At 53.7% G+C, this 19,239-nt stretch carries 18 protein-coding genes and 1 pseudogene; 6 read left to right on the top strand and 13 right to left on the bottom strand.

Annotation, left to right across the window (positions count from 1 at the left end):
* Nucleotides 1–194: 194 nt before the first annotated feature.
* The 6 genes and pseudogenes from RHM59_RS04150 to RHM59_RS04125 all read right to left on the bottom strand — a co-directional run.
* A pseudogene (locus tag RHM59_RS04150) lies at nucleotides 195–608 on the bottom strand (IS66 family transposase); the annotation flags it as partial.
* A gap of 26 nt (nucleotides 609–634) precedes the next feature.
* Nucleotides 635–2,482, bottom strand: coding sequence for an EAL domain-containing protein (locus tag RHM59_RS04145; protein ID WP_322286017.1), 1,848 nt, complete (start codon nucleotides 2,480–2,482; stop codon nucleotides 635–637).
* A gap of 470 nt (nucleotides 2,483–2,952) precedes the next feature.
* Entirely contained in the window at nucleotides 2,953–3,255 is a 303-nt protein-coding gene (locus RHM59_RS04140) for a DUF6482 family protein (RefSeq protein ID WP_322170465.1), read from the bottom strand.
* Nucleotides 3,256–3,269: 14 nt separating this feature from the next.
* Nucleotides 3,270–3,980, bottom strand: a complete 711-nt coding sequence (locus RHM59_RS04135; protein ID WP_322286016.1) for an SDR family NAD(P)-dependent oxidoreductase — start codon at nucleotides 3,978–3,980, stop codon at nucleotides 3,270–3,272.
* Complete coding sequence (locus RHM59_RS04130; protein WP_322286015.1) at nucleotides 3,977–4,111, bottom strand: hypothetical protein; 135 nt, start codon at nucleotides 4,109–4,111, stop codon at nucleotides 3,977–3,979. Before RHM59_RS04130 ends, RHM59_RS04135 begins: the two co-directional genes overlap by 4 nt.
* A 157-nt stretch (nucleotides 4,112–4,268) precedes the next feature.
* The gene (locus tag RHM59_RS04125) at nucleotides 4,269–4,733 is read right to left on the bottom strand and encodes a DUF393 domain-containing protein (RefSeq protein WP_322170472.1); all 465 of its coding nucleotides are present in this window, start codon (nucleotides 4,731–4,733) and stop codon (nucleotides 4,269–4,271) included.
* 485 nt (nucleotides 4,734–5,218) lie between these two features.
* Between RHM59_RS04125 and RHM59_RS04120 the strand changes: the two genes are divergently transcribed.
* Together RHM59_RS04120 and RHM59_RS04115 are read left to right on the top strand one after the other, a co-directional pair.
* Complete coding sequence (locus RHM59_RS04120) at nucleotides 5,219–5,467, top strand: hypothetical protein (protein WP_322286014.1); 249 nt, start codon at nucleotides 5,219–5,221, stop codon at nucleotides 5,465–5,467.
* A 271-nt stretch (nucleotides 5,468–5,738) separates the two neighbouring features.
* Nucleotides 5,739–6,803 carry a diguanylate cyclase gene (locus tag RHM59_RS04115; RefSeq protein ID WP_322286013.1) on the top strand — a complete coding sequence of 355 codons (1,065 nt, stop codon included), beginning with the start codon at nucleotides 5,739–5,741 and terminating at the stop codon, nucleotides 6,801–6,803.
* A 302-nt stretch (nucleotides 6,804–7,105) separates the two neighbouring features.
* Here the strand turns inward: RHM59_RS04115 and RHM59_RS04110 are convergent, their stop codons facing one another.
* A complete protein-coding gene (locus tag RHM59_RS04110) occupies nucleotides 7,106–7,735 on the bottom strand; it encodes a dTMP kinase (RefSeq protein WP_322286012.1) in 630 nt (209 codons plus the stop codon).
* A gap of 749 nt (nucleotides 7,736–8,484) precedes the next feature.
* Here RHM59_RS04110 and RHM59_RS04105 point away from each other — a divergent pair.
* Both RHM59_RS04105 and RHM59_RS04100 read left to right on the top strand, forming a co-directional pair.
* A complete protein-coding gene (locus RHM59_RS04105) occupies nucleotides 8,485–8,757 on the top strand; it encodes a DUF2790 domain-containing protein (protein WP_322286011.1) in 273 nt (90 codons plus the stop codon).
* A gap of 142 nt (nucleotides 8,758–8,899) precedes the next feature.
* Nucleotides 8,900–10,243: an OprD family outer membrane porin gene (locus RHM59_RS04100; protein WP_322170484.1), complete on the top strand. Its 1,344-nt coding sequence runs from the start codon at nucleotides 8,900–8,902 to the stop codon at nucleotides 10,241–10,243.
* A 363-nt stretch (nucleotides 10,244–10,606) separates the two neighbouring features.
* Here RHM59_RS04100 and RHM59_RS04095 read toward each other — a convergent pair whose 3' ends face one another.
* Both RHM59_RS04095 and RHM59_RS04090 read right to left on the bottom strand, forming a co-directional pair.
* Nucleotides 10,607–10,819: a hypothetical protein gene (locus RHM59_RS04095; RefSeq protein ID WP_322286010.1), complete on the bottom strand. Its 213-nt coding sequence runs from the start codon at nucleotides 10,817–10,819 to the stop codon at nucleotides 10,607–10,609.
* Between the two features lie 247 nt (nucleotides 10,820–11,066).
* Nucleotides 11,067–11,981 (bottom strand): LysR family transcriptional regulator, encoded by a 915-nt coding sequence (locus RHM59_RS04090; protein WP_322286009.1) that lies wholly within the window; start codon nucleotides 11,979–11,981, stop codon nucleotides 11,067–11,069.
* A 131-nt stretch (nucleotides 11,982–12,112) separates the two neighbouring features.
* On the opposite strand from RHM59_RS04090, the gene RHM59_RS04085 reads away from it, so the two are divergent.
* Nucleotides 12,113–13,096, top strand: coding sequence for an aldo/keto reductase (locus RHM59_RS04085; RefSeq protein WP_322170492.1), 984 nt, complete (start codon nucleotides 12,113–12,115; stop codon nucleotides 13,094–13,096).
* A gap of 84 nt (nucleotides 13,097–13,180) precedes the next feature.
* Here the strand turns inward: RHM59_RS04085 and RHM59_RS04080 are convergent, their stop codons facing one another.
* Both RHM59_RS04080 and RHM59_RS04075 read right to left on the bottom strand, forming a co-directional pair.
* Nucleotides 13,181–13,510 (bottom strand): hypothetical protein, encoded by a 330-nt coding sequence (locus tag RHM59_RS04080; RefSeq protein WP_322286008.1) that lies wholly within the window; start codon nucleotides 13,508–13,510, stop codon nucleotides 13,181–13,183.
* A 97-nt stretch (nucleotides 13,511–13,607) separates the two neighbouring features.
* Complete coding sequence (locus tag RHM59_RS04075; RefSeq protein WP_322286007.1) at nucleotides 13,608–15,011, bottom strand: PLP-dependent aminotransferase family protein; 1,404 nt, start codon at nucleotides 15,009–15,011, stop codon at nucleotides 13,608–13,610.
* Between the two features lie 140 nt (nucleotides 15,012–15,151).
* Between RHM59_RS04075 and RHM59_RS04070 the strand changes: the two genes are divergently transcribed.
* Entirely contained in the window at nucleotides 15,152–16,396 is a 1,245-nt protein-coding gene (locus tag RHM59_RS04070) for an MFS transporter (RefSeq protein WP_322286006.1), read from the top strand.
* On the opposite strand, the gene RHM59_RS04065 is transcribed toward RHM59_RS04070, so the two are convergent.
* Both RHM59_RS04065 and RHM59_RS04060 read right to left on the bottom strand, forming a co-directional pair.
* Entirely contained in the window at nucleotides 16,291–17,511 is a 1,221-nt protein-coding gene (locus tag RHM59_RS04065) for an MFS transporter (RefSeq protein ID WP_322286005.1), read from the bottom strand. The two genes, RHM59_RS04070 and RHM59_RS04065, sit on opposite strands and share 106 nt — an antisense overlap.
* A 118-nt stretch (nucleotides 17,512–17,629) precedes the next feature.
* On the bottom strand, nucleotides 17,630–19,225 hold the full coding sequence (locus RHM59_RS04060; protein WP_416195050.1) for a sensor domain-containing diguanylate cyclase: 1,596 nt from the start codon (nucleotides 19,223–19,225) through the stop codon (nucleotides 17,630–17,632).
* Nucleotides 19,226–19,239 lie beyond the last annotated feature (14 nt).

The raw sequence follows: 19,239 nt of genomic DNA, 5'->3' as shown, positions 1-19,239 counted from the left end.
TCCCTACGATGAAGTTCTCAGAAATCATAGAAAGGGTTTGATCAAGCGTTTTTCTTCACACCTCTGGGCCAAAAACAGCCGTTCGGACCTATATAGGGATGCAGGAACGAGTCATATCTCAACTTGGGGCGACACCTAACCTAAGCTTTGAACAATTGGTGGGAGTATCGAAAATGCCACTATCTAGCATCGTGCACGAGCAGACGCCGGGCGATCATCCAGGTAGGCAGCGCGTCCATCACTGGCGCGGCTTTTTCTTGTCGCATTCGTCGGCGTAAATCCGGTTCCAGGTCGCGGACTTCACGCTCGATTTCGAACAGCAGCTGAATGTATCGCAACGCCTGTTCGGCCAGTTGGCGCTTGTGTGTGGCGTGCAAATCGAAAAACCTGCACCGTGCATGGGCCATGCAACCGATCTCGGTCACGCCCTGTTCAAAACTGGCCTTGTAGCCGCCAAAATCGTCGCAGACCAACTTGCCTCGGATCTGGCGTTCGACGGTGAACACGCTCGGTGTGTAGTCGAGTTTTTCGCTGACATCCTCGCCAATACGCTTGAGTGCGCAGCCGCACTGCCAGTGGCTATTGTCGGGTTCGTGATGAATCAGGGTCGCTGTCACACGATGCGCCGGTTGGATTAGTCGAAGTTGGTTGATGTAGCGTCAACATCAACATCAACATCAGCACGGCTAAAATGTTCGACGTTTAAAACCTCTCGGGCGTTATTTTGGTCAAGTAACCAAACAGGTAAAGCAATTGCCTCCATCGGCCTAGCAATCAGATATCCCTGAATCTCATGGCAACCCCAACCACGGACAAGCTCGTAGGTCTCCATTGTTTCGACACCTTCCGCGACTACGCGGTATCCCAAAGAACAAGCAAGCTGGATGAGTGTCCGCACCATGCACTGGTTTTTGGGATTCTGAGCGAGGCCATCAATCAATGACCGATCCAATTTCACGACACGAGCAGGTAGCTGCTGGAGGTGTGACCAGTTGCTATAGCCGGTTCCGAAATCATCGATAGCAATCTCGATCCCGTAGGCGCGAAGCTGATCCAGATGCTCCAACATGCGCCCTAAGTTTACGACGCGAGCACTCTCGGTTAGCTCCAATTCAATTAAATGGGGGTCAACACCCTCGACGTGAACCCTCTCAATAAGATAATTGATGAATAGAAGAGATTCGAGGTCGTTAACCGTCACATTAATTGAGACTTTGAAGTTGAACCCTTCACGATGCCAATGGGAAGTCTGTTTGATAGCGTTCCGCAAAACCCAAAAGCTAAGCGGCCCCATCAGTGCTGTTTTTTCAGCTAGCGGGATGAATTCTCCGGGCCCGATTGATCCTAGAGTTGGATGCTCCCAACGCAGAAGTGCCTCAACCGAGGTGCATTCGCCAGTAATAATGTCGATGCGAGGTTGGTAAACCAGTCTAAGTTGATCATCGCTATACATGGCTGTGGTGAGCGAGCGCAAAAGCGTGAAGGTACGTTGCTGCGCAGCATCCAGCCCATTTTCGTAGTACCCCCAACCAACGTTTCGATCTCTGGCGTCACCAGCCGCGCTTATTGCCAACCGAACACACTCCTGCGACGAGCGACCTGACTGATCGAGTTTGAACAAGCCGATGCCCACCGTCATCTGCAGAGGAATGCCTTCGCACACTACCGGCGTTTGGTAGTCGTTGATAACTGCCTGGCTAAAGGCTTCTGCTTCGTGGCCAGCGAGCATGAGCCCGAAACGAGTGGGACTGATTCTGTATAGCTGGCAGTCCGCAGCAACGAGCTTTGAAAGGCGTTCCTTGATGGCCAGCATCAGACCCAACGAAAACTCATAACCTAGCGTTTTGACGATGTCATCTAAAAAGCTTGGGGAGATGATGTCGACCGCTACGACGAGACACTCAGGTGCCTCGGGACTCACTTTTCTAATGTCTTCTTCAAATCTGGTACGGTTGTAGATTCCGGTGGCAGCGTCAACAAAGTGTTCTGATCTAAGCGCGAGGATTCGGCTCATTACAAGCTTAGCCAAATGCATCAGCATTGAGAGGTCTTGTAGGCTCATCGCCGGCCTGGCCACAGTATCTATCACGCAGAGAGTGCCTAGACCCAGGCCATCTTCAGTGGTTAGAGGCGCACCAGCGTAATAGCGGATATTGGGGAGACCGGTGACCAGTAGATTGTCTTTGAATCGGACATCGGCTGTTGCATCCGGCACTTCCAGAAATTCATGCGAATGCACGGTATAGGCACAGAACGACTCGCTGCGCTGCGTTTCGTTGATGCTTACGCCGACCTTGGCGCGGAACCATTGCTTGTGCTGATCAACAATTGAAATAAGCACGATGGGCGCACGAAAGTAATCGGCACAAAGCGCCACAATTTGATCAAAAGTATCATCGTGGTGATCGTCGAGGAGGCACAACTCCCGAATACGTTCAAAACGACGTAGTTCAATTGTTGATGGTTCTTCAGCGTGTTTCATCCAATTCCCAAGAGAGGTGATCAGTAGCGGTAAGGGGATGTCGACGTACGCGTGCGATCCGTGCCAGCAGGAGCATCATGCTCCAAAAACGCAGCCATGATGTCGAAAGGCTACTACTTTAATCATACGCCCCGGTGCTAGGTTTCCCAAATGATAAAACGATGCCCCCATAGCGCTGACCAACTTCGCGGTGACGCACTAGTTCTTTCCTACGGCCGAGCAAGGGTGACAATATCTTCGTACACGCTCAAGCCCGGTCGTCATGGGCGGTCACAGGCGTTGGCAGATGCCCGGAGGTTATGGCCAGCGTTGAGATTGGCGCTCTGAAATCCAGGAGCTGAGCTTCTAACACGCTCACACTCTGCCATCAGCATGGCGTCGTGCTCGCCATCCAATGCGTCGCATAGACTCAGATAGAAGTACAGCTGATGGCTCAACAGCAGATCCCAGATTACGAACCAGCGGTCTCACTAGGGCGACCCCAGGGAAAAAGGAATTCGCAACGACTCAATGGGGCCTTCACGCCCGCCGCACATTTCATCATGGACACACTGCTGCACAAGCACACATGGAAACGGCGGAACCGCTTGCAACAGATCGCGCAAGTGAGTGACGGAACGAAGGTGCATAGGCTTCGCCGAATCGTTCAGCAGCGTAAGCTGGCCGTGATCAAGCCTAACGCGCGCTATGTAGATACCGCGCTCCAGTGACAGCAGTTCCAGTTCCCGTATCTCGCCATTTGCAGCCAACTCAGTCAGCTTTTTCAGATTCAAGTTTCACTCCTCGCCTACCAAGGTAGGCGCTCTCCGTCATAAGCAAAGAAGTTTCCGCTGTCGGCAGGGCCCAGTTGATCAATCAGCGATAGCAGCTCATGTGCGGCAATACGTGCCGGTCTTGCTCCAGCGGCGCCACGGAAGGGTTGGGAAAGGCCCGAAATAACGGTGCCTGGATGAAGGCTGAGTAAGCGGGACTTAGGGCAGGTTCGTGCCAGTTCGATTGCTGCGGTTTTAATCAGCATGTTCAACGCCGCTTTGGAGGCACGGTAGGCATACCAGCCGCCCAAGCGGTTATCGCCAATACTCCCGACCTTGGCAGAGAGCAGCGCCATCGCTCCACGAGAGTCAAGCAATGGCAGAAAGTGACGCAACACCAGCGCGGGCCCCAACGTATTCACTTGAAATACAGTCCTGAACGCATCGTCTTCAATCGCGGAGTAACTTTTCTCAGGCTTGATTTCGCCACGATGAAGCAGGCCTGCGGCATGCAGGATCAACTGATACGGTGCTTCTTCGGCTAATTCGGCAGCAGCCTTGGCAATACTCTCAGGTTCTTCCAGATCCAACCGTGGAAAACCATGGCGTCCCAGTTCGCGAACCCCCACACAATGTGGATCCTCCTTGAGCAATTCGCAGAAGGCCGACCCGAGTGCCCCGCTGGCGCCTATTACCAAGGCCCGGTAGCCGTCGCCAAAGGAATTCATCCGCAAGGTATTGTTCATTGAGTTTCCTCCGCATACTGGCGATGGAAAACCAACGCCACTTGCCCCATCTCGATGCCGAACTTAGGCATAGAGAGATTGATGACGCCGACGAGAGTTTTACCGTGATGCTCTACTAATGAAGGGTTCATTTTGACTTCTCGCGGCAATATTGCACTTCAGGAGAGGTTCACTCTAATCATTAGGGACGTGCCTTTAACGCTTGGCTTGAAGCAGATAACGCAGGTTTCGGTAGAGCAGCACCTATGGCCCGGATTCTTCGTCGGACGAATGACAGAGTGAAGCTGTCTAGGTCTTCTTTGTTTTCGATGTTGACTGCTTACTTGCCGCGGTTTTCGGCTCCGGCACTGTGCATCGGTTGTCGCGACAGCGACGGCTGCCATCAGGATGAGGTAGCCATGCCAAATAGGGGCGTAGGCGGCAGAACAGGCTATAGCCGACTGCAAGTAGCGGCCGAATTGCGCGCCATGTCAGTGGAGTGGCCCACATACCCAGACCGGCTGCTCGCCAGCTCCATAGGGTAGCGTCTAGACCGGTAACCCAGCGGCCATCGGCGAAGCTGGCATGAAGTGACGACTGCATTTGCTCGAGCGTGAACCCCAGTGCCTTGGCGTCAAAGTCATCGCGACTGATGTCAAAAAACAGCAGTCGTGCCTCTGTGGCGCTTCGGCTCAATATCTTGATTTCTCGAGCGCAAAGCGGGCAGTCACCATCAAAATAAAGCGTCAGTGGCCATTGCTCAGCGTTATACATATGAATGCACTTTGTATAGGTTTTGCATAGGGTATGCCGAAAAAAACAGACTTACAATGGCCACCATTCCTTTACCGTGATAGGGGCCGTCATGCCCGCCCCAGAGGCAGGCTCATCTGGGTTTGCGATGGGGCTTACCGCCGGAATGAAAATGATTGCAGCGGTGCATCGAGCATTCTGAAATGACTAGCAGCGGGTTTTCTCCCCGTCGACGCGTGTCATGAAATACAGGGTTCAGGCGCTTGTTCGAGCATTCGCAAGGGCAGAACAAAACGGCTCTATAGCGTGCACCTATTGCCTCGCCTGTCAGTATCAGTACGCGGCCACAACCACCGAACGTGCCCTGCCCTCAGGGCGATGGCTCATTCATATCGCTCCATCAAGCCCTTACCGGAGCTCCTAGCTCTACGCTCTACCTAGGAAAACTCAGTCTCCCCTGCCACGCGCGTCGGCCTTGGCATCGCCGCCAACGTGTCGCTACTTAAATGGATAACCGCCGTTGGTATTCAGCGGGAGGGCTCTATCGACTCCACCCTGGAAGACGTCAGCGAGAATGCGAAGTCATCAAACTGGTAAAGGCCTTCACCGATTCTGTTGTACCGTTGGATCAGCTTTTCGCAAGCCCGCACGTGACATCGCATGAGCAACTACTGCTGCAGGCCATTAAAGACATTGATCCGAAAAACACTCTTAACAGTATCGAGCTTTCATCGACTATTCTGCGCCAGCTTTAACTGGTACATCATCCGTCTGGATAACAGACATTCCTGACCCCAGCGCCTAGGGCGAGAGCCGAAGTGCAGGCAAGTTACCAGCGTCAAGGTGACCTGCTGAGGCCCGTTTGGGGGGTTACACCACCTCAAAGAATACCCCCCACGCAACGATGGTATTTTGATATGCAAGCCAATGAGTCTGTTAAGTTATCGAGCGTGCATAGAAATTATGCTCGATTTGGCCGACCCATGAGCGAGGCCGTAGCTGGATAATTTGGATTTATGGACAGTGATGACGAGTTCATTCGGAGCAAGGAACAGGAACCAAGCCTTTGCCAAACGTGCATTGATGCCTCGTGCTATAGGGCTGGCCGCTGGTTTTTTCTGCGTCGCCGGGGTCTTTTGGGAGCAAGGTCGTCCACCTTTAATCTGGGCATTGCTCATTACGTTTTGCTTCGTATGGCCGTGGATAGCCTTTGTACTAGCACTGTTCGCTGAACATCCCGCGTATATAGAGCGGCGCAGTGTCCTACTGGATTCAGCTTTGTCCGCGTTTTGGATCGCCGCCATAGGATTCAACTTGCTTCCCAGCGTGGTAATGCTATCGATGCTGGCAATGAACAACGTTGCTACAGGCGGGATGGCTTTCGTATTGCGTGGCTGGCTGGCCAAAATAGTTGGAATCGCCGTTTTCGTTGCAATATTTGGCTTAAGTATTTCGCTTTATAGCAGTCCTTTAGTCGTCTATTCGTCGATACCGATGATTATCATCCAGCCATTGGTCATCGGTTGGACGCTATACAAACTTGCGCTTCGGCTAGGGCGCAACCGTGAGATTTTGCGTGAGTTGAGTGAGACCGACAGCCTGACGGGTCTCTACAACCGTCGCTACTGGAACGCGCTGCTCTCAAACGAATATAAACGCAGCGTGTACGGGGTTTCGAAGGGCTGTCTCGCAATCTTGGATCTGGATCATTTCAAGCAGATTAACGACACGCATGGCCACTTTGTTGGGGATGAAGTCCTGAGGCATGTGGCTTGCGCACTCAGGTCTAACCTACGCTCAACTGATATAGTCGCGCGGTTTGGAGGAGATGAGTTTTGTGTGTTCCTACCTGATACCGATCGAGTAACAGCCTTTCAAGTTCTTGACAGGGTGAGGATAAAGGTCGCCGACTCTGTATTCGGTCAAAAGCAGACAACCGTTGCGACATTAAGCATCGGTCTAACGGCGTTCGACAACCCAATGTTACTACATGAATGGTTCAAACAGGCGGACATTGCGTTGTACGAAGCAAAAACGCGTGGACGCAACCAAGTTGCCTTTTATAATACAGCTGCAGGAGCTTTGAAATAACATAATACCTAGGTTGAAAAGGAACTGTGCTACGTCAAGGTACTGTTGCGTTCTCCACAGCAACGAAGTGCTCGACCTGACAAGGTGCCCGCTTCCTGGTTTGAATATTTCTTACACTTCACAGACTTCAAAAAAACATACGCAGCAGATTACGACTGTAAAGTTTTCAAATCTCCTAGGATGGAGGACACGCTCCCTATGCAACCAGTTGATATTACTCAGTGCTAGAACTCTGGTATGTTTTTGTATCTGTACTTCCAGGTATTTTCATCAAGGGCCATGTACTTCGCGTTCATGGCAAGTCATTGTTCGGCTACCGCACATCGAAGGGCTCTATAAATCTCAGAAATCACCTGCATCGTCGCGTCTTCAATCGTTCCTTCATTCCGGCATAAAACCCAGCCATGATCTGCAATCGCTCGCTCGAACGCCGTGGTACAAGCGACATGATCTTCAAGTTTATGGATCACAGTACTGCTCAGACCACGCCGTCGTGCCGCTGCCCTCGCCCATGAAATATCAGGCGCGGTGACTACCCCGACATGCAGGTCTGGCACCCGCACGTTTCGATCAATGTTCAACTGTAGGATCTCTGCAAACGGCACTATCCGGCGAAACGCGGCTTCAGACGGGTACCAGCGATCGATCAAGATGATGCTGCCTTGTGGCTGTTTAGCTAGCACGTGCTGGGAAATCCAACTACGGCTATCCGCAAAGCGCTCACAAACCCTCAGCTCCAAATCCCTGGTGGGATTTCTCACCAGTCCGTTAACGAGGGCCATTGTTTCACCCCTATAGGGGTCACTTTTTTTCTCGCAAAGCCGGATCACTTTTTTATTGTCTGCCCTCAGCTCTTTAGTGACGGCCTCCAACAGTGTGGTTTTGCCGACTCCCTTAGGTCCATCTAGAGAAACAAACAACGGACGATTCATTCTTCACATATCGATTGGTATACGGTTTTTTTGCCCTGTTGGTTCGCGGGAACCACTTGGCGCAACCACGCGAATCGAGTGGATGGCCCTATGAACAGACATTGATGAACACTCTAACCTGATTTGGCTAACGGGGCTCGAAATCCAGGATTATGGTCGGTCCGACCAGCCCATAGGACTGAAGCTCGACGCGGCCCAACAGTATCGTCCCCTCGTAGTTTCACCGCCCTCACCGGCTCCCCGCTCTGCTTGTCGGCATTGATCTTTGAACCACTGCTTGGCGCTTTTTCAGCGTTCGCGGCAGCCAATGGACCCTCTCTTACAATTGAGGCAAACACTCGTAGAGTCGATGTTTCCGTCGATCACTTTCCAAGTCGCCAGGTAGGTGACGTACCGTACCAGCCGCTCATCAAGTGCGACTCTTTGCCGGGGTAGTGGACGTGCGCTGGCCTCGCTGACTTCAATGCCTGATCGGCTTGGTATTTTGCAAGGTAGCTGGCCGACACCACTCCCTGACCCGATTAGCCCCGCACCACCCCCCTTCAAACCAATCCATTACCCCTCATTCAGGAAACAGTGTTTGTCGCAAACCTGCCTACTCACCGTTCCACCACTTCCTTAAGATCCGAGCCCTCGCAGAGGCTGCTGTAACTATTCACCAAACTCCAATTCCAAGAGAATCTTCGACAGCGTCTGACGGAAAAATAGATCATATAACGCGATCGCTTTTAGTTATATCGGAGTTAGAGATGAGTATAAGAAACGCGCTGATCACACTTGCACTTGCCGGCTTAAGCATTTCTGCGATGGCGGAGGATGCTGCGACTGCCAAGAGCGATCAGACCGCGCCGGTAGACATGTATACCTATGACAGCCACCCGGACATCGCCAAGGTCATCTCGCACACCGAGCCCGGCAACTCCTGCGGTGCAGAAACCGTGCAGCTGACCTACGAAGACTCGACCGGGATACGGCACGTTATGCAGTACCTGGTGATGGGCACCGGTTGCGACCACGGTTGATTTGTTGAACCTGATACTTACTGAGTTACACCGCTTGGCCATCTGATGAAAAAAACACCGCGCCAGTCCATAACTTAACGACAGATAAGACTGGCGCGTCAAGCTTGTTAACAATTCATAATAAATACACTTTGGGGCAACTATGCACAGCAAATCATTGTCAGCCGCGTTGGCGCTGACGAGTTTAACCGTGGGTCTTGGATTAACGGCCACGGCGCGCGCAGACTTTATCGAGGACAGTAAGTTATCGCTGGGCATGCGTAACTTCTTTTTCAACTCTGATAACCACTCCGGTGGTGCAGATCAAAAAGAATGGGCGCAGGGGTTCAAGCTTGACTATATCTCTGGGTTTACCGAAGGCCCTGTCGGTTTTGGCTTGGACGTACAAGGTATGCTGGGTCTGCACCTGGACGGCGGCAAAGGCATGCACCCGGCGGTCAATACCTTCACTCCGAGCAAAAGCGACGGTTCGGCTGAATCCACTTGGGCCAGTGCGGGTGCTACGGCCAAGGCGCGCTTCTCCAAGACCGAATTTCGCTATGGCAACACGCTGACCCCAGCCCTGCCGATCTTGTTGGCCAACGATGGGCGCCTGCAACTGCAGACCTTCGAGGGCGGCATGATCACCTCCAAGGACATCGATAACCTGACGCTGACCGGGGGCCAAATTGAAGGGGTCAAAGGCCGCGCTTCAACCAACAGCACCGGCTTGTCGGTGTCCGGCGCCACGCAAGACAGCAATAAATTCTTATTTGCCGGTGGAGACTGGAAGGTCAATAAAGACCTAACCCTGCAGTACTACTACGCCAACATGGAGAACTTCTACTCTCAGAATTTCTTGGGACTGGTGCATGTGCTGCCGATCACCGACGACTCTTCGTTCAAGACCGATCTGCGCTACTTCAAGAGCACCTCGGACGGACGCAACGGCGAGTCTGGCTACGCGTTCAACAACAACGGTGGCTACGCGAAGAACGCCGGTAAGGTAGACAACACCACCTGGAGCACGATGTTCACCTACTCCTTGGGTAACCAATCGCTGATGCTTGGCCGAACCCAAGTCTCTGACGACGGTGGTTTCGTCTGGAACAACGATGCCAGCGAAACTAACCAATACGGTAAGAACGAAGGCCAAGGCGGCTATAGTTTCTACCTGTTCAACGACGCTACGGTCGGAAGCTTCGCCCGAGCGGGTGAGGCCACCAACTTCGGCCAGTACAGCTATAACTTTGCCGGTCTGGGTATTGCCGGCCTGAAGGCGTCTGTCAGCTACCTGCGGGGCGCAGATATCAGAGCGGCCGATGGCCATGGGGCCGATCAGCACGAATCGGAAATCGACACTCGCGTCGACTATGTTGTGCAAACCGGCCCATTGAAAGGCTTCGGCACCACCCTGCGCCACGGCACCTACCATGCAGGTAACACGGGTTCTGCTGATCTGGATCAGACCCGGTTGTTCTTCAATTACACCTACAACTTCTTCTGATCTGACACCGCGTCAACCATTCCCAGGCAAACCTGCTCCCATAGAAGAATGCGTTCGCCTGTGGGGGCGGCCGGTCTCGCGTCTCCTGTATTTCCGCTCCCCAGCAAATCCATGGCCCTATTAAATATAGAGTTCTCGCGATCAAAAAGAGCGATATCCCTTGGCGACCGTTTTTCTACAACCTGAAAGCGGTAATGCAAAAAGTACGTTCCCTTTGGCCCGCTGCCTCGCAAGCCAGTGAAATGCCAGAGCATCAAAAGAATGTATTACGTGCATTGGAAGTTCTTGCATCCTGACATTCGGATTGGGTGCCGCGAATGACCTGCCTATTGGCGATAGGCAGGGACTGATCAAACTTGATGGTCAAGTTCTTGGCATCAAACCCTGTCCCCCAACTCGTTCTATTAAATCATTCGGAACCAAGTGTGGCTCAGGGTCATGGCCTTCGGCGACGTTCAAAAAAGCTATTCGCTCCTGCCCTGCCTTTAAATCTTGCTTGGCTCTATTCAAAAGAGATGTTTCAGCCCGCAGTTCAAACTTCAAGAAGTTGGCTGCCATTTCCGCGAGTGTGCTCAAGATTAACTCCTGACTAATGCTCCTCTCGGAACACGTCGATGCGAAGATGTGGGTATAGGTTTTAGCGCCAATTTTCAGTTATCAAGAACGCTTGAGCGGACCCGTTTGCAATGATCAGACCATCGCTAAACGTTAGAAGGTGCCATCTATCGGGATAGCAGGCCGCCGAAGTCGTACCCACGTGGCGTTCTATGTCGGATGGCCTAAAGCGATGTCGGCAGTTCCGGTACTAAAGGACGTGTTTGAGTCACGCTCGAACACCGGGTGATTCGTTCGACCATTCGCGCAGCGCTTGAACGAACAACCGCAATGCCATCGGTGGGTGACGATTGGCCGGGTAATAAAGACTCAGGCCTGGGTAGCTTGGGCTCCACTGTGTCAGTAAATGAACCAATCGGCCAGCCGCCAGATGCTCGGCTACCTGGTCTTCGGGCACCCAGCCAACGCCAATCCCTGCCAGTGAGGCCTCAATCATCAGGTTGATGTTATCCATTGTCATCGGGCCTTCGACATCAACGCTGGTGCTGGTTCCAGCGTGTTCAAGATCCCATCGAAACAGAGCGCCGCTGGCAAATCGAAAGCGTATACAGCGGTGTTGTTTGAGTTCGTGCGGCTCGTTCGGTGCGGGATGACGCTCAAGGTATTCAGGAGACGCGACTGCCGCAAAACGAATATCGGGGCCAAAGCGTACGGCGATCATGTCACGCGGAACGTCGTCGAACGCTCGAATGCCGGCATCGAAGCCGTCGGCAACGATGTCCAGCAATTTGCTGTCTACCACGAACTCAACGTGAATCTGCGGGTACGTTGCCAAAAACGCTGGAATAACGTGGCGGATAAGCGGCCTGATCGCTGATTCTGAGGCGCTGATACGGATCGAACCCGAGGGCGTATTGCGTGCGGAAGTCACCTCGTTGACGACGTTTTCCAGATCGCCAAGTAACGGCCGAACGCCATTGAATAGTTGCTCCCCCGCCTCCGTAAGCGCCACTGATCTCGTCGTGCGGTTGAACAGGCGCATCTCCAGTCGGGCTTCGAGGCCGCGCATTGAATGGCTGAGCGCTGACGGCGAAACCCCAAGGACGCGGGCGGCACCGCTGAAACTACGGTGTTCGGCAATGGCAATGAATGCCGTAAGTTCAGGTAGCCCGGCACGAATCATTTGTGATTTTTCCTCAATAACCTATGTACCGGAAGACGGATTGTTGAGGAGATTACAGCAATATAAGGTAGCAGACCGGCTGTAGGAGCCAACAAGTAGCCATCTACAGACATTTCAACAGGAGACTGATTATGCAAAAGCGCACAGTAGGCAGCAGCGGCCTTGAGGTATCAGCAATAGGCTTGGGGTGCATGGGCTTGAGTTTCGCTTACGGCCCGGCAATGGAGAAGTCATCTGCCATATCGCTTATCCGTAGCGCTTTCGACGCAGGCGTCACGTTCTTCGACACTGCCGAGGTTTACGGCCCATTCGTTAATGAAGCATTGCTCGGCGAGGCATTAGCACCGTTTCGCGATGAGGTCGTGATTGCTACAAAATTTGGCTTCAAAAATGCCGAAGTTGCACAAGGCCTCGACAGTCATCCTGACACCATTCGAGCGGTGGTCGAGGCCTCGCTCAAGCGCCTGAAAACGGACCGCATCGACCTGCTGTACCAACACCGGGTCGATCCGAGTGTTCCCATGGAGGACGTCGCGGGGGCGGTGAAGCAATTGATCGAGCAAGGAAAGGTCAAACACTTCGGCCTGTCAGAAGCCGGCGTGCAATCAATCCGTCGTGCCCATGCGGTGCAGCCGGTCACCGCGTTGCAAAGCGAGTATTCAATGTGGTGGCGGGAGCCGGAAAAAGACATTTTCCCCGTCCTGCAGGAACTGGGCATCGGTTTTGTACCGTTCAGCCCCTTGGGCAGAGGGTTCTTGACCGGGGCCATTGACGCCAACACCACATTCGCAAAAGACGACTTCCGCAATACGGTCCCGCGTTTCAACGAAGAAAACCGCAGGGCCAACGCGCAATTGGTCGAAGCCTTGGGGCGAATAGCCGAAGGCAAAGGCGCCACCCGTGCACAAATTGCCCTTGCCTGGTTGCTGGCTCAAAAGCCTTGGATTGTGCCGATTCCAGGCACCACCAAACTGCATCGTCTGGAAGAAAACGTCGGTGCTGCGACCGTCGCATTAAGCGATGCTGACGTGGCCACCATTGAGTCGGCATTGGCGCGGATTACAGTGGCGGGTGATCGCTACCCGGCTCACTTGCAGCAACGCGTCGACCGTTGAGTTCCCTTGGAACGCCTACTCCCGCCGATACGGGCTTAGGCGGTTCGTCTTTTTCCATACGCTCATCGTGGCCGCTTTTCAATATCACCTACGGGCCAACTCGTGCTTCAAGCATTCCTCGTTATAGGTTTGCTTGACCCCAGCGGGCTTTAACCGCGAGGCGCTGTTGTAGGTCTGCTCGGTGATTCCTATTGCCATCATTCGCATCCAACTCTGTTTGAACTTTTGATACTGTAACTTCCGGCGAGCGCCATAACGACTGACGCCTGAGAGCTTTGATGCTTGGGCAGAGCCCGCAATCCCGGCACCCCAACTGCACACAAACCGATCACTTTTACTCAACTGCTTAGCCTGAGCACCAAGCGCAACGCTGACCAAAATAAACCCTAGGAACGTAGATACTAAAATCCGCACATGACCCTCTCTAACCACCTGAAAAGTCAGCGATTTTGACAAGAAGATAGAGATCAAAGGGCCAGCAACCTGACGTTTTTGACAATTCAGCTCACTGTTATGACGTGAGCGTTATCAGCGCCGCTTTCGACTTCTGCTCTATGCGCCGAAAGAAGGTCTGCGCACGAATGTCCTGCGCATATGCCACGTTCAGCCGTAGCCAGTCACAGGTCTGACCCTCTGGCATGAATGCCGACCCTGGCGACAGTTGCACATGCAGTTCCTCGGCGATTTGATTGACCTGCTGGGCGCTTAAATGCCGCGACCGTGCCCACACGAACATACCTCCGGTGGGCTCGGAAAAAACCTCCCAATGAGCGTCGTCAAGTTGCCGAAGCGTGTTCGCCATCTGCTTGTTCAGGTGTTGGCGCAAGCGCTGGATCAGCTTGCGATACGACCCATTGGCTAGCAAGGTGGCAACCACGTTTTCGGCGAACAACGGGCAGCCTAAACCAGTGATCATTTTGACTTCAGCTAACCGATTGATGATTTTCGGTTGGGCAACCACATAGCCGACTCGCAATGAGCTGGTCAGGGTCTTGGAAAAGCTGGCGAGGTAAATCACCCGATCCAAGGCGTCCAGGTTGGCTAACCGAGAGGTTGTACCGTTCTGAAAGTCGGCGTAGATATCGTCTTCGATGATTCGAAAGTCATGTTGGGTGGCCAATTGCAGTAACCGGTAGGCGACGCTCGGCGCTAGGCTGGTGCCGGTTGGGTTCTGGTACATGCTGTTGATGAAGAAATAAGACGGGCTGTGTTGGCTGAGGATCGCTTCAAGACTGGCGATATCAGGCCCGTGCTGAGTTCTGGGTACGGCCAGGGTTTTGATCCCGTGCAACTTCAACAGGTTGAACAGATTGTAATAACCGGGGCTTTCCACCAACACCAGGTCACCCGGTTTTAACAACGTCCGCACCAACAGATCCAGGCCATGACTGGCACCTTGAGTGGTGATGATCTGATGCGGTTCGACGTGAAGGTCAATCAAGCTCAGACGTTTCTGAATGTGCTGCCGCAAATGAGCAGAGCCCAGTGGGGAGCTGTAGTTGAATAACGAGTGGCTGTCGCTGCGCACCACCTGGCGGATTGCCAGCCCCAAATCGGTACCCTCTCGCCACGATTCAGGCAACCAGCCACAACCCAGTTTGAGCGCTGTGGACTCACTGCCGAACAGCTCCCAAGCGCCGTTGTCGTGTTCTCGGTGGGTCTCCACGGACTGGGACCGCGTCTCGGCCACGAAGAAGCCCGATCCATGGCGGGACTCCAGCACACCGACGGCCACTAATTGATCGTAGGCTTTGATCACGCTCGACAGGCTCAAGCCGTTTTCCTGCGCCAATTGACGGATGGAGGGCAATCGGGCGCCAGGCCGGATGCGACGTCGCTTTATCCACTGGGTAACATTAGTCACCAGCTGCTGAGTCACCGGCGATGCAGCGTTTCGATCAATGTTCAAGTCCACGACGGGCACTGTTCTCAGATTTTGAGCGAACAGTTAAGCATAAAAGGTACCCGTCTGTTCCTTGTTTACATCGCCCCCCGGAATAGATAGTCCGGGAGTTTAGTGAAGGAACTAAAACGCCTATTTACGGAGCAGCATCTTTGAACGCACAGCATCGGAATTCATGGGGATTAGCGTTCGTTCTTTGCCTGATCACCCTCGCGGTAAACTTGCAGGCCCCGTTGTATACGACCTATGCGCAATTGTCTGGCTATGGCGCGGGCGCTACTGCGCTGGCGTTTTCCGGTTATGTACTGGGCGTGTTGCCGGTGTTACTCGCCCTCGGCGGACTGGCTGACCGGGTAGGACGCAAACCGTTGATTCTGACAGCGCTGTGTTTATCCATCATGGCGACGCTCATCATGCTGCTCTGGCCAAATTTGCTGGCACTGGGCGCGGCGCGGCTGCTGTTGGGCATCGGCACGGGGCTTGCCTCGGTCACCGGCACGGCCTACATGACCGAATTGATGTCGACGGGTGATGCTCGCGCCCCCGCTCATTGGGTCACTGCCAGTACGTCGTTAGGCTTTGGACTCGGCGCGGTGCTGACCAGCCTGTTTCTGCTTTCCCACGACAGCGTTACACCCGGCAGCTTTTGGGTGCAATTGGCGTTAGCGTGCGTGGCGATTGTTGTAGTGGTGAAGCTGCCGGACTCTAAAGTGAAAGTCAAAAACACGCCGCTGATACGCTTGCCTAGATTTCCCGCCGGCAGCCTCCCCTACAGTTTTTCAATTTTGTTGGCGTGGGCTGCCTCGGGAGTAGTCATCGCCATCGTGCCGTCGGTGCTTGCAGCCCATGGTATTGAACGTTGGTCTGGCGTCTGTACGTTCTTGGTGATCAGCAGTGGCGTGGTGTTTCAGCCTTGGGTTCGACGGATGCAACCGGCCAAAGCTACGGGGTTGGGACTGTTGATCTTGTCCCTGAGCTATGCACTGCTGGCGTGGGGTGCGATCAGCGGTTGTCTCGCTGCCGTATTAATAGGCGCAGTGGGTGCCAGCAGTGCGTGTTACGGGTTTATTTATTTAGGCGGGCTATCGGCCGTCACGGCGATGGCGGGCTCGGAAACACCCCGCGTCAATGCCGGGTTCTTTCTGTTGGCGTATATGGGTTTCAGCATTCCGGTCATTGTTACCGGCCTTCTGGCCGACCGCTTCGGCGCTCACGCTGCACTGTGGGTGTTCGGGTTGTTTCTGTTGCTGGGCGTGATCACAGTGGGGATTGTCATCGTTCGAAAAGAAGGCTATGTCGCCAAGGGCTGGGGCACCGGACGCAGCACAACCATCGCTACCGCGCAGGCCGCCATTAAGACAAAGGTGCCGATGAACACCATCCGCATACCGAAATGACCACCTAGATATCCTCCGGTCAAAGGCCCAAGCACTTGGCCGACATATTGGCTGGACGTGGAATACCCGAGCATCCTCCCGGCGATGTTCTCGGGTACCGAGTGGCGGATGATGGCCGCAATACAAGGCAATAATCCGCCCAATGCCAACCCCATCAGGAAGCGCAATACCACCAGTTGCCATTCATTGGTGACAAAGGCTTGGGGAATCAACAGCACTGCCGCCACTGACAGGCAGACCGTGACCACCCGCCAGTGGCCCACCGTGTCGGCAACCTTTCCCAAGCGCGAAGCGGAAATAATGCTGCCCAATGCTGCCGCCGACATGACCACCCCTGCCATCATTGTCAGGCTTTCTGTGTGCAATTCTTGCAAGTAAACAGTGATGATCGGCTCGATGGACATGGTTGCGAACATGACCAGACAGGCCACTACAAACATGATTTTTACCGGTCGTTTATCGTCAATCTGATCCCAGACGCGAAGAGGCGGCTCACCTTTCTGAGTGGCCTTGCGCGGCGCTCGTGGTGCTTCTTTCAGGAAAAAAACCGTCGCCAGAAACGTCACGAATATCACCGCGCCGGCGAGGAAAAAGGTGTTACGGATACCAATCAATGGCGGTAATAAACCACCCATCAATGGGCCCACGAGACTGCCGGCCATGATTCCCGAAGACAGCATGCCCAACGCCCATCCCGAACGCGCTTTGGGGGTTTGCGTAGCCACCAGAATCGTCGCGCCCGAGGCATAGCCGCCCAATAACCCTGCCAATAACCGCAGCAGAACCAATTGCCAGACATTCTCTGCCAAGCCAATCAACGACATGGCCACCGCCATTCCGAGGCTGGCCCGAATCAGCATCAACTTGCGCCCGTAACGGTCGCCCAGCCGTCCCCACAACGGTGCCGTAAACGCGGCGCTAAGAAAGGTCGCGCCAAACGCCACCCCCGACCATTGCACGATGGCGCCGGGGTCGCTGACGCCCAGGTGCTCAACGTATAGCGGTAAGAAAGGCAGCAACAAGGTCATCGCAATGATCGTGGTGAAAGAGCCGAAAACACACACTGCCAAATTACGTTGCCAGTGCTGCTGGGTGGAATTCGAAACCGTTGTCATGCCGACCATCCAGGGAAGGAGAACGGCACACGCTACAGCGTTGGTTTAAATAAATAAAATTCATGTTTTTTATGCAATGGATTCCATTACGGAATACAACCGACATCATCACCAAACACTAAGAAACCAAATTCTTTTCGCGGGGATCTGCGGGGGCTGCAACCACCTTGTTTCGGCCAGACTGTTTAGCCGTATAAAGCATTGTGTCCGCCTGCTTCAGAACTTCATTGATATCGGATGAGGTGTGCGGCCAATGTGCAACGCCCAACGAAATCGTGATGTGCCCAGCGGTCTTAAACAGCGTGAGTTCGACTTGTTGTCGCAAACGCTCAGACACCCTAAGGGCGACCTCGGGCGAGCTATTGGGTAACAGAATTAAAAACTCTTCACCACCAATGCGGCATAGCACATCATCGTCTCGCGTGTTGATACGCATCAACTCGCCCAGCCGCTTGAGCACTTGATCGCCGATGCCATGACCAAAGTTATCGTTCACCCGCTTGAAGTGATCAATGTCCACGGCCACCGCAGCAAAGGGTATCTGCTCGGCTTTCAGCCTTTCCAGAGAGCTGTCCAGGACACGGCGGTTGTACAAACCGGTAAGCGCGTCGGTTTGCGCTTCACTGGTGAGCAAGCCAATTTTTGCGTGAAGCAAGCGAACGCCCACCAACATGACGCGCTTGAGTTGCGCCGCCTCGTAGTACCAAGGCTTCACGCGCTCAATACGTCCCGCCGCACCAGGTGATTGCATTTCTTGAGCACTTTCAGCCAACTGCAGCAGAGGACGTGAAATCAAACGTGCCAGCCACCACACGATAATCAAACCGAAAATTCCCAAAGGCGCCGTGTTACGCAGCATGTCCAACATCAGGTTGTTGAGGGCTCCCAATCTTGCGTCGGTCTCCTTTTGCGCCACGATCCCCCAATGCGCCGACGGCACATTGGCATAGCCGGCCAACATGCTGACGCCCTTACTATTAATCAGTCGCTTCTTGCCATTCTCCCCACGAATGACCGCTTCGACCACGGGGTTGCCATGCACGATCTGGCCCACCCGTGCAGGATCCGGGTGATACAACAGACGGCGGTTTTGATCAACCACGTACAGATAGGAACCGTCGTGGTAGTACTGTTCGCCGAGAAGATCATTGAGGATGCTTTTTTTCTTAAGGTACAGCGTCCCGCCGATGTACCCGAAGTAATGGCCCGCTTGATCGACAACAGGGTGAGAAATAAATACCACCAAATTACCTGCCAGCGAGATGTACGGCTGACTGATGAGGGGCTGCTGTTTAGCCAAAGCTTCAATGGCGCCGGGTGTCTTTGCCATTTTTTGCTTTCCGGCAAATAAATCGGGCGAGACTGCCAATATCCAGCCTTGCTCATCCACGATCGCGACTGAATTAAAACTGTTGGTCTGCAACTGCAATCGCCGCACTTCCGATTGCAGCATTTGTTTGTTTTCCAGTTGGTCAGCTAACAGCGCGGCACTGTAGGCCAGCTGTTGCCTGGCCGCGATGAGAAACACATCGGTGCTGTTAGCCAGCTTGGTGGCGTAGACACGGTTCGCTTCCAAGGTGTTATCGATCAACAATTGGCGTTGAACGCGGTAGCTGGCGTAAAGGCTGTTGACCAGGGTAAGAGCAGCACTCAAGAGTGCCAACGTTATTATTAGACGGCGTAAATTGATGCTAAATATAGGTTGGGGGGGCATGCAGGCTATCCGGT

It is taken from the genome of Pseudomonas sp. MH10 (assembly GCF_034353045.1).
In the GTDB taxonomy this organism is placed as follows: Bacteria; Pseudomonadota; Gammaproteobacteria; order Pseudomonadales; family Pseudomonadaceae; genus Aquipseudomonas.
Note: the sequence above shows the minus strand (reverse complement) of the source record. Positions and strands in the feature narration are given on the sequence as shown.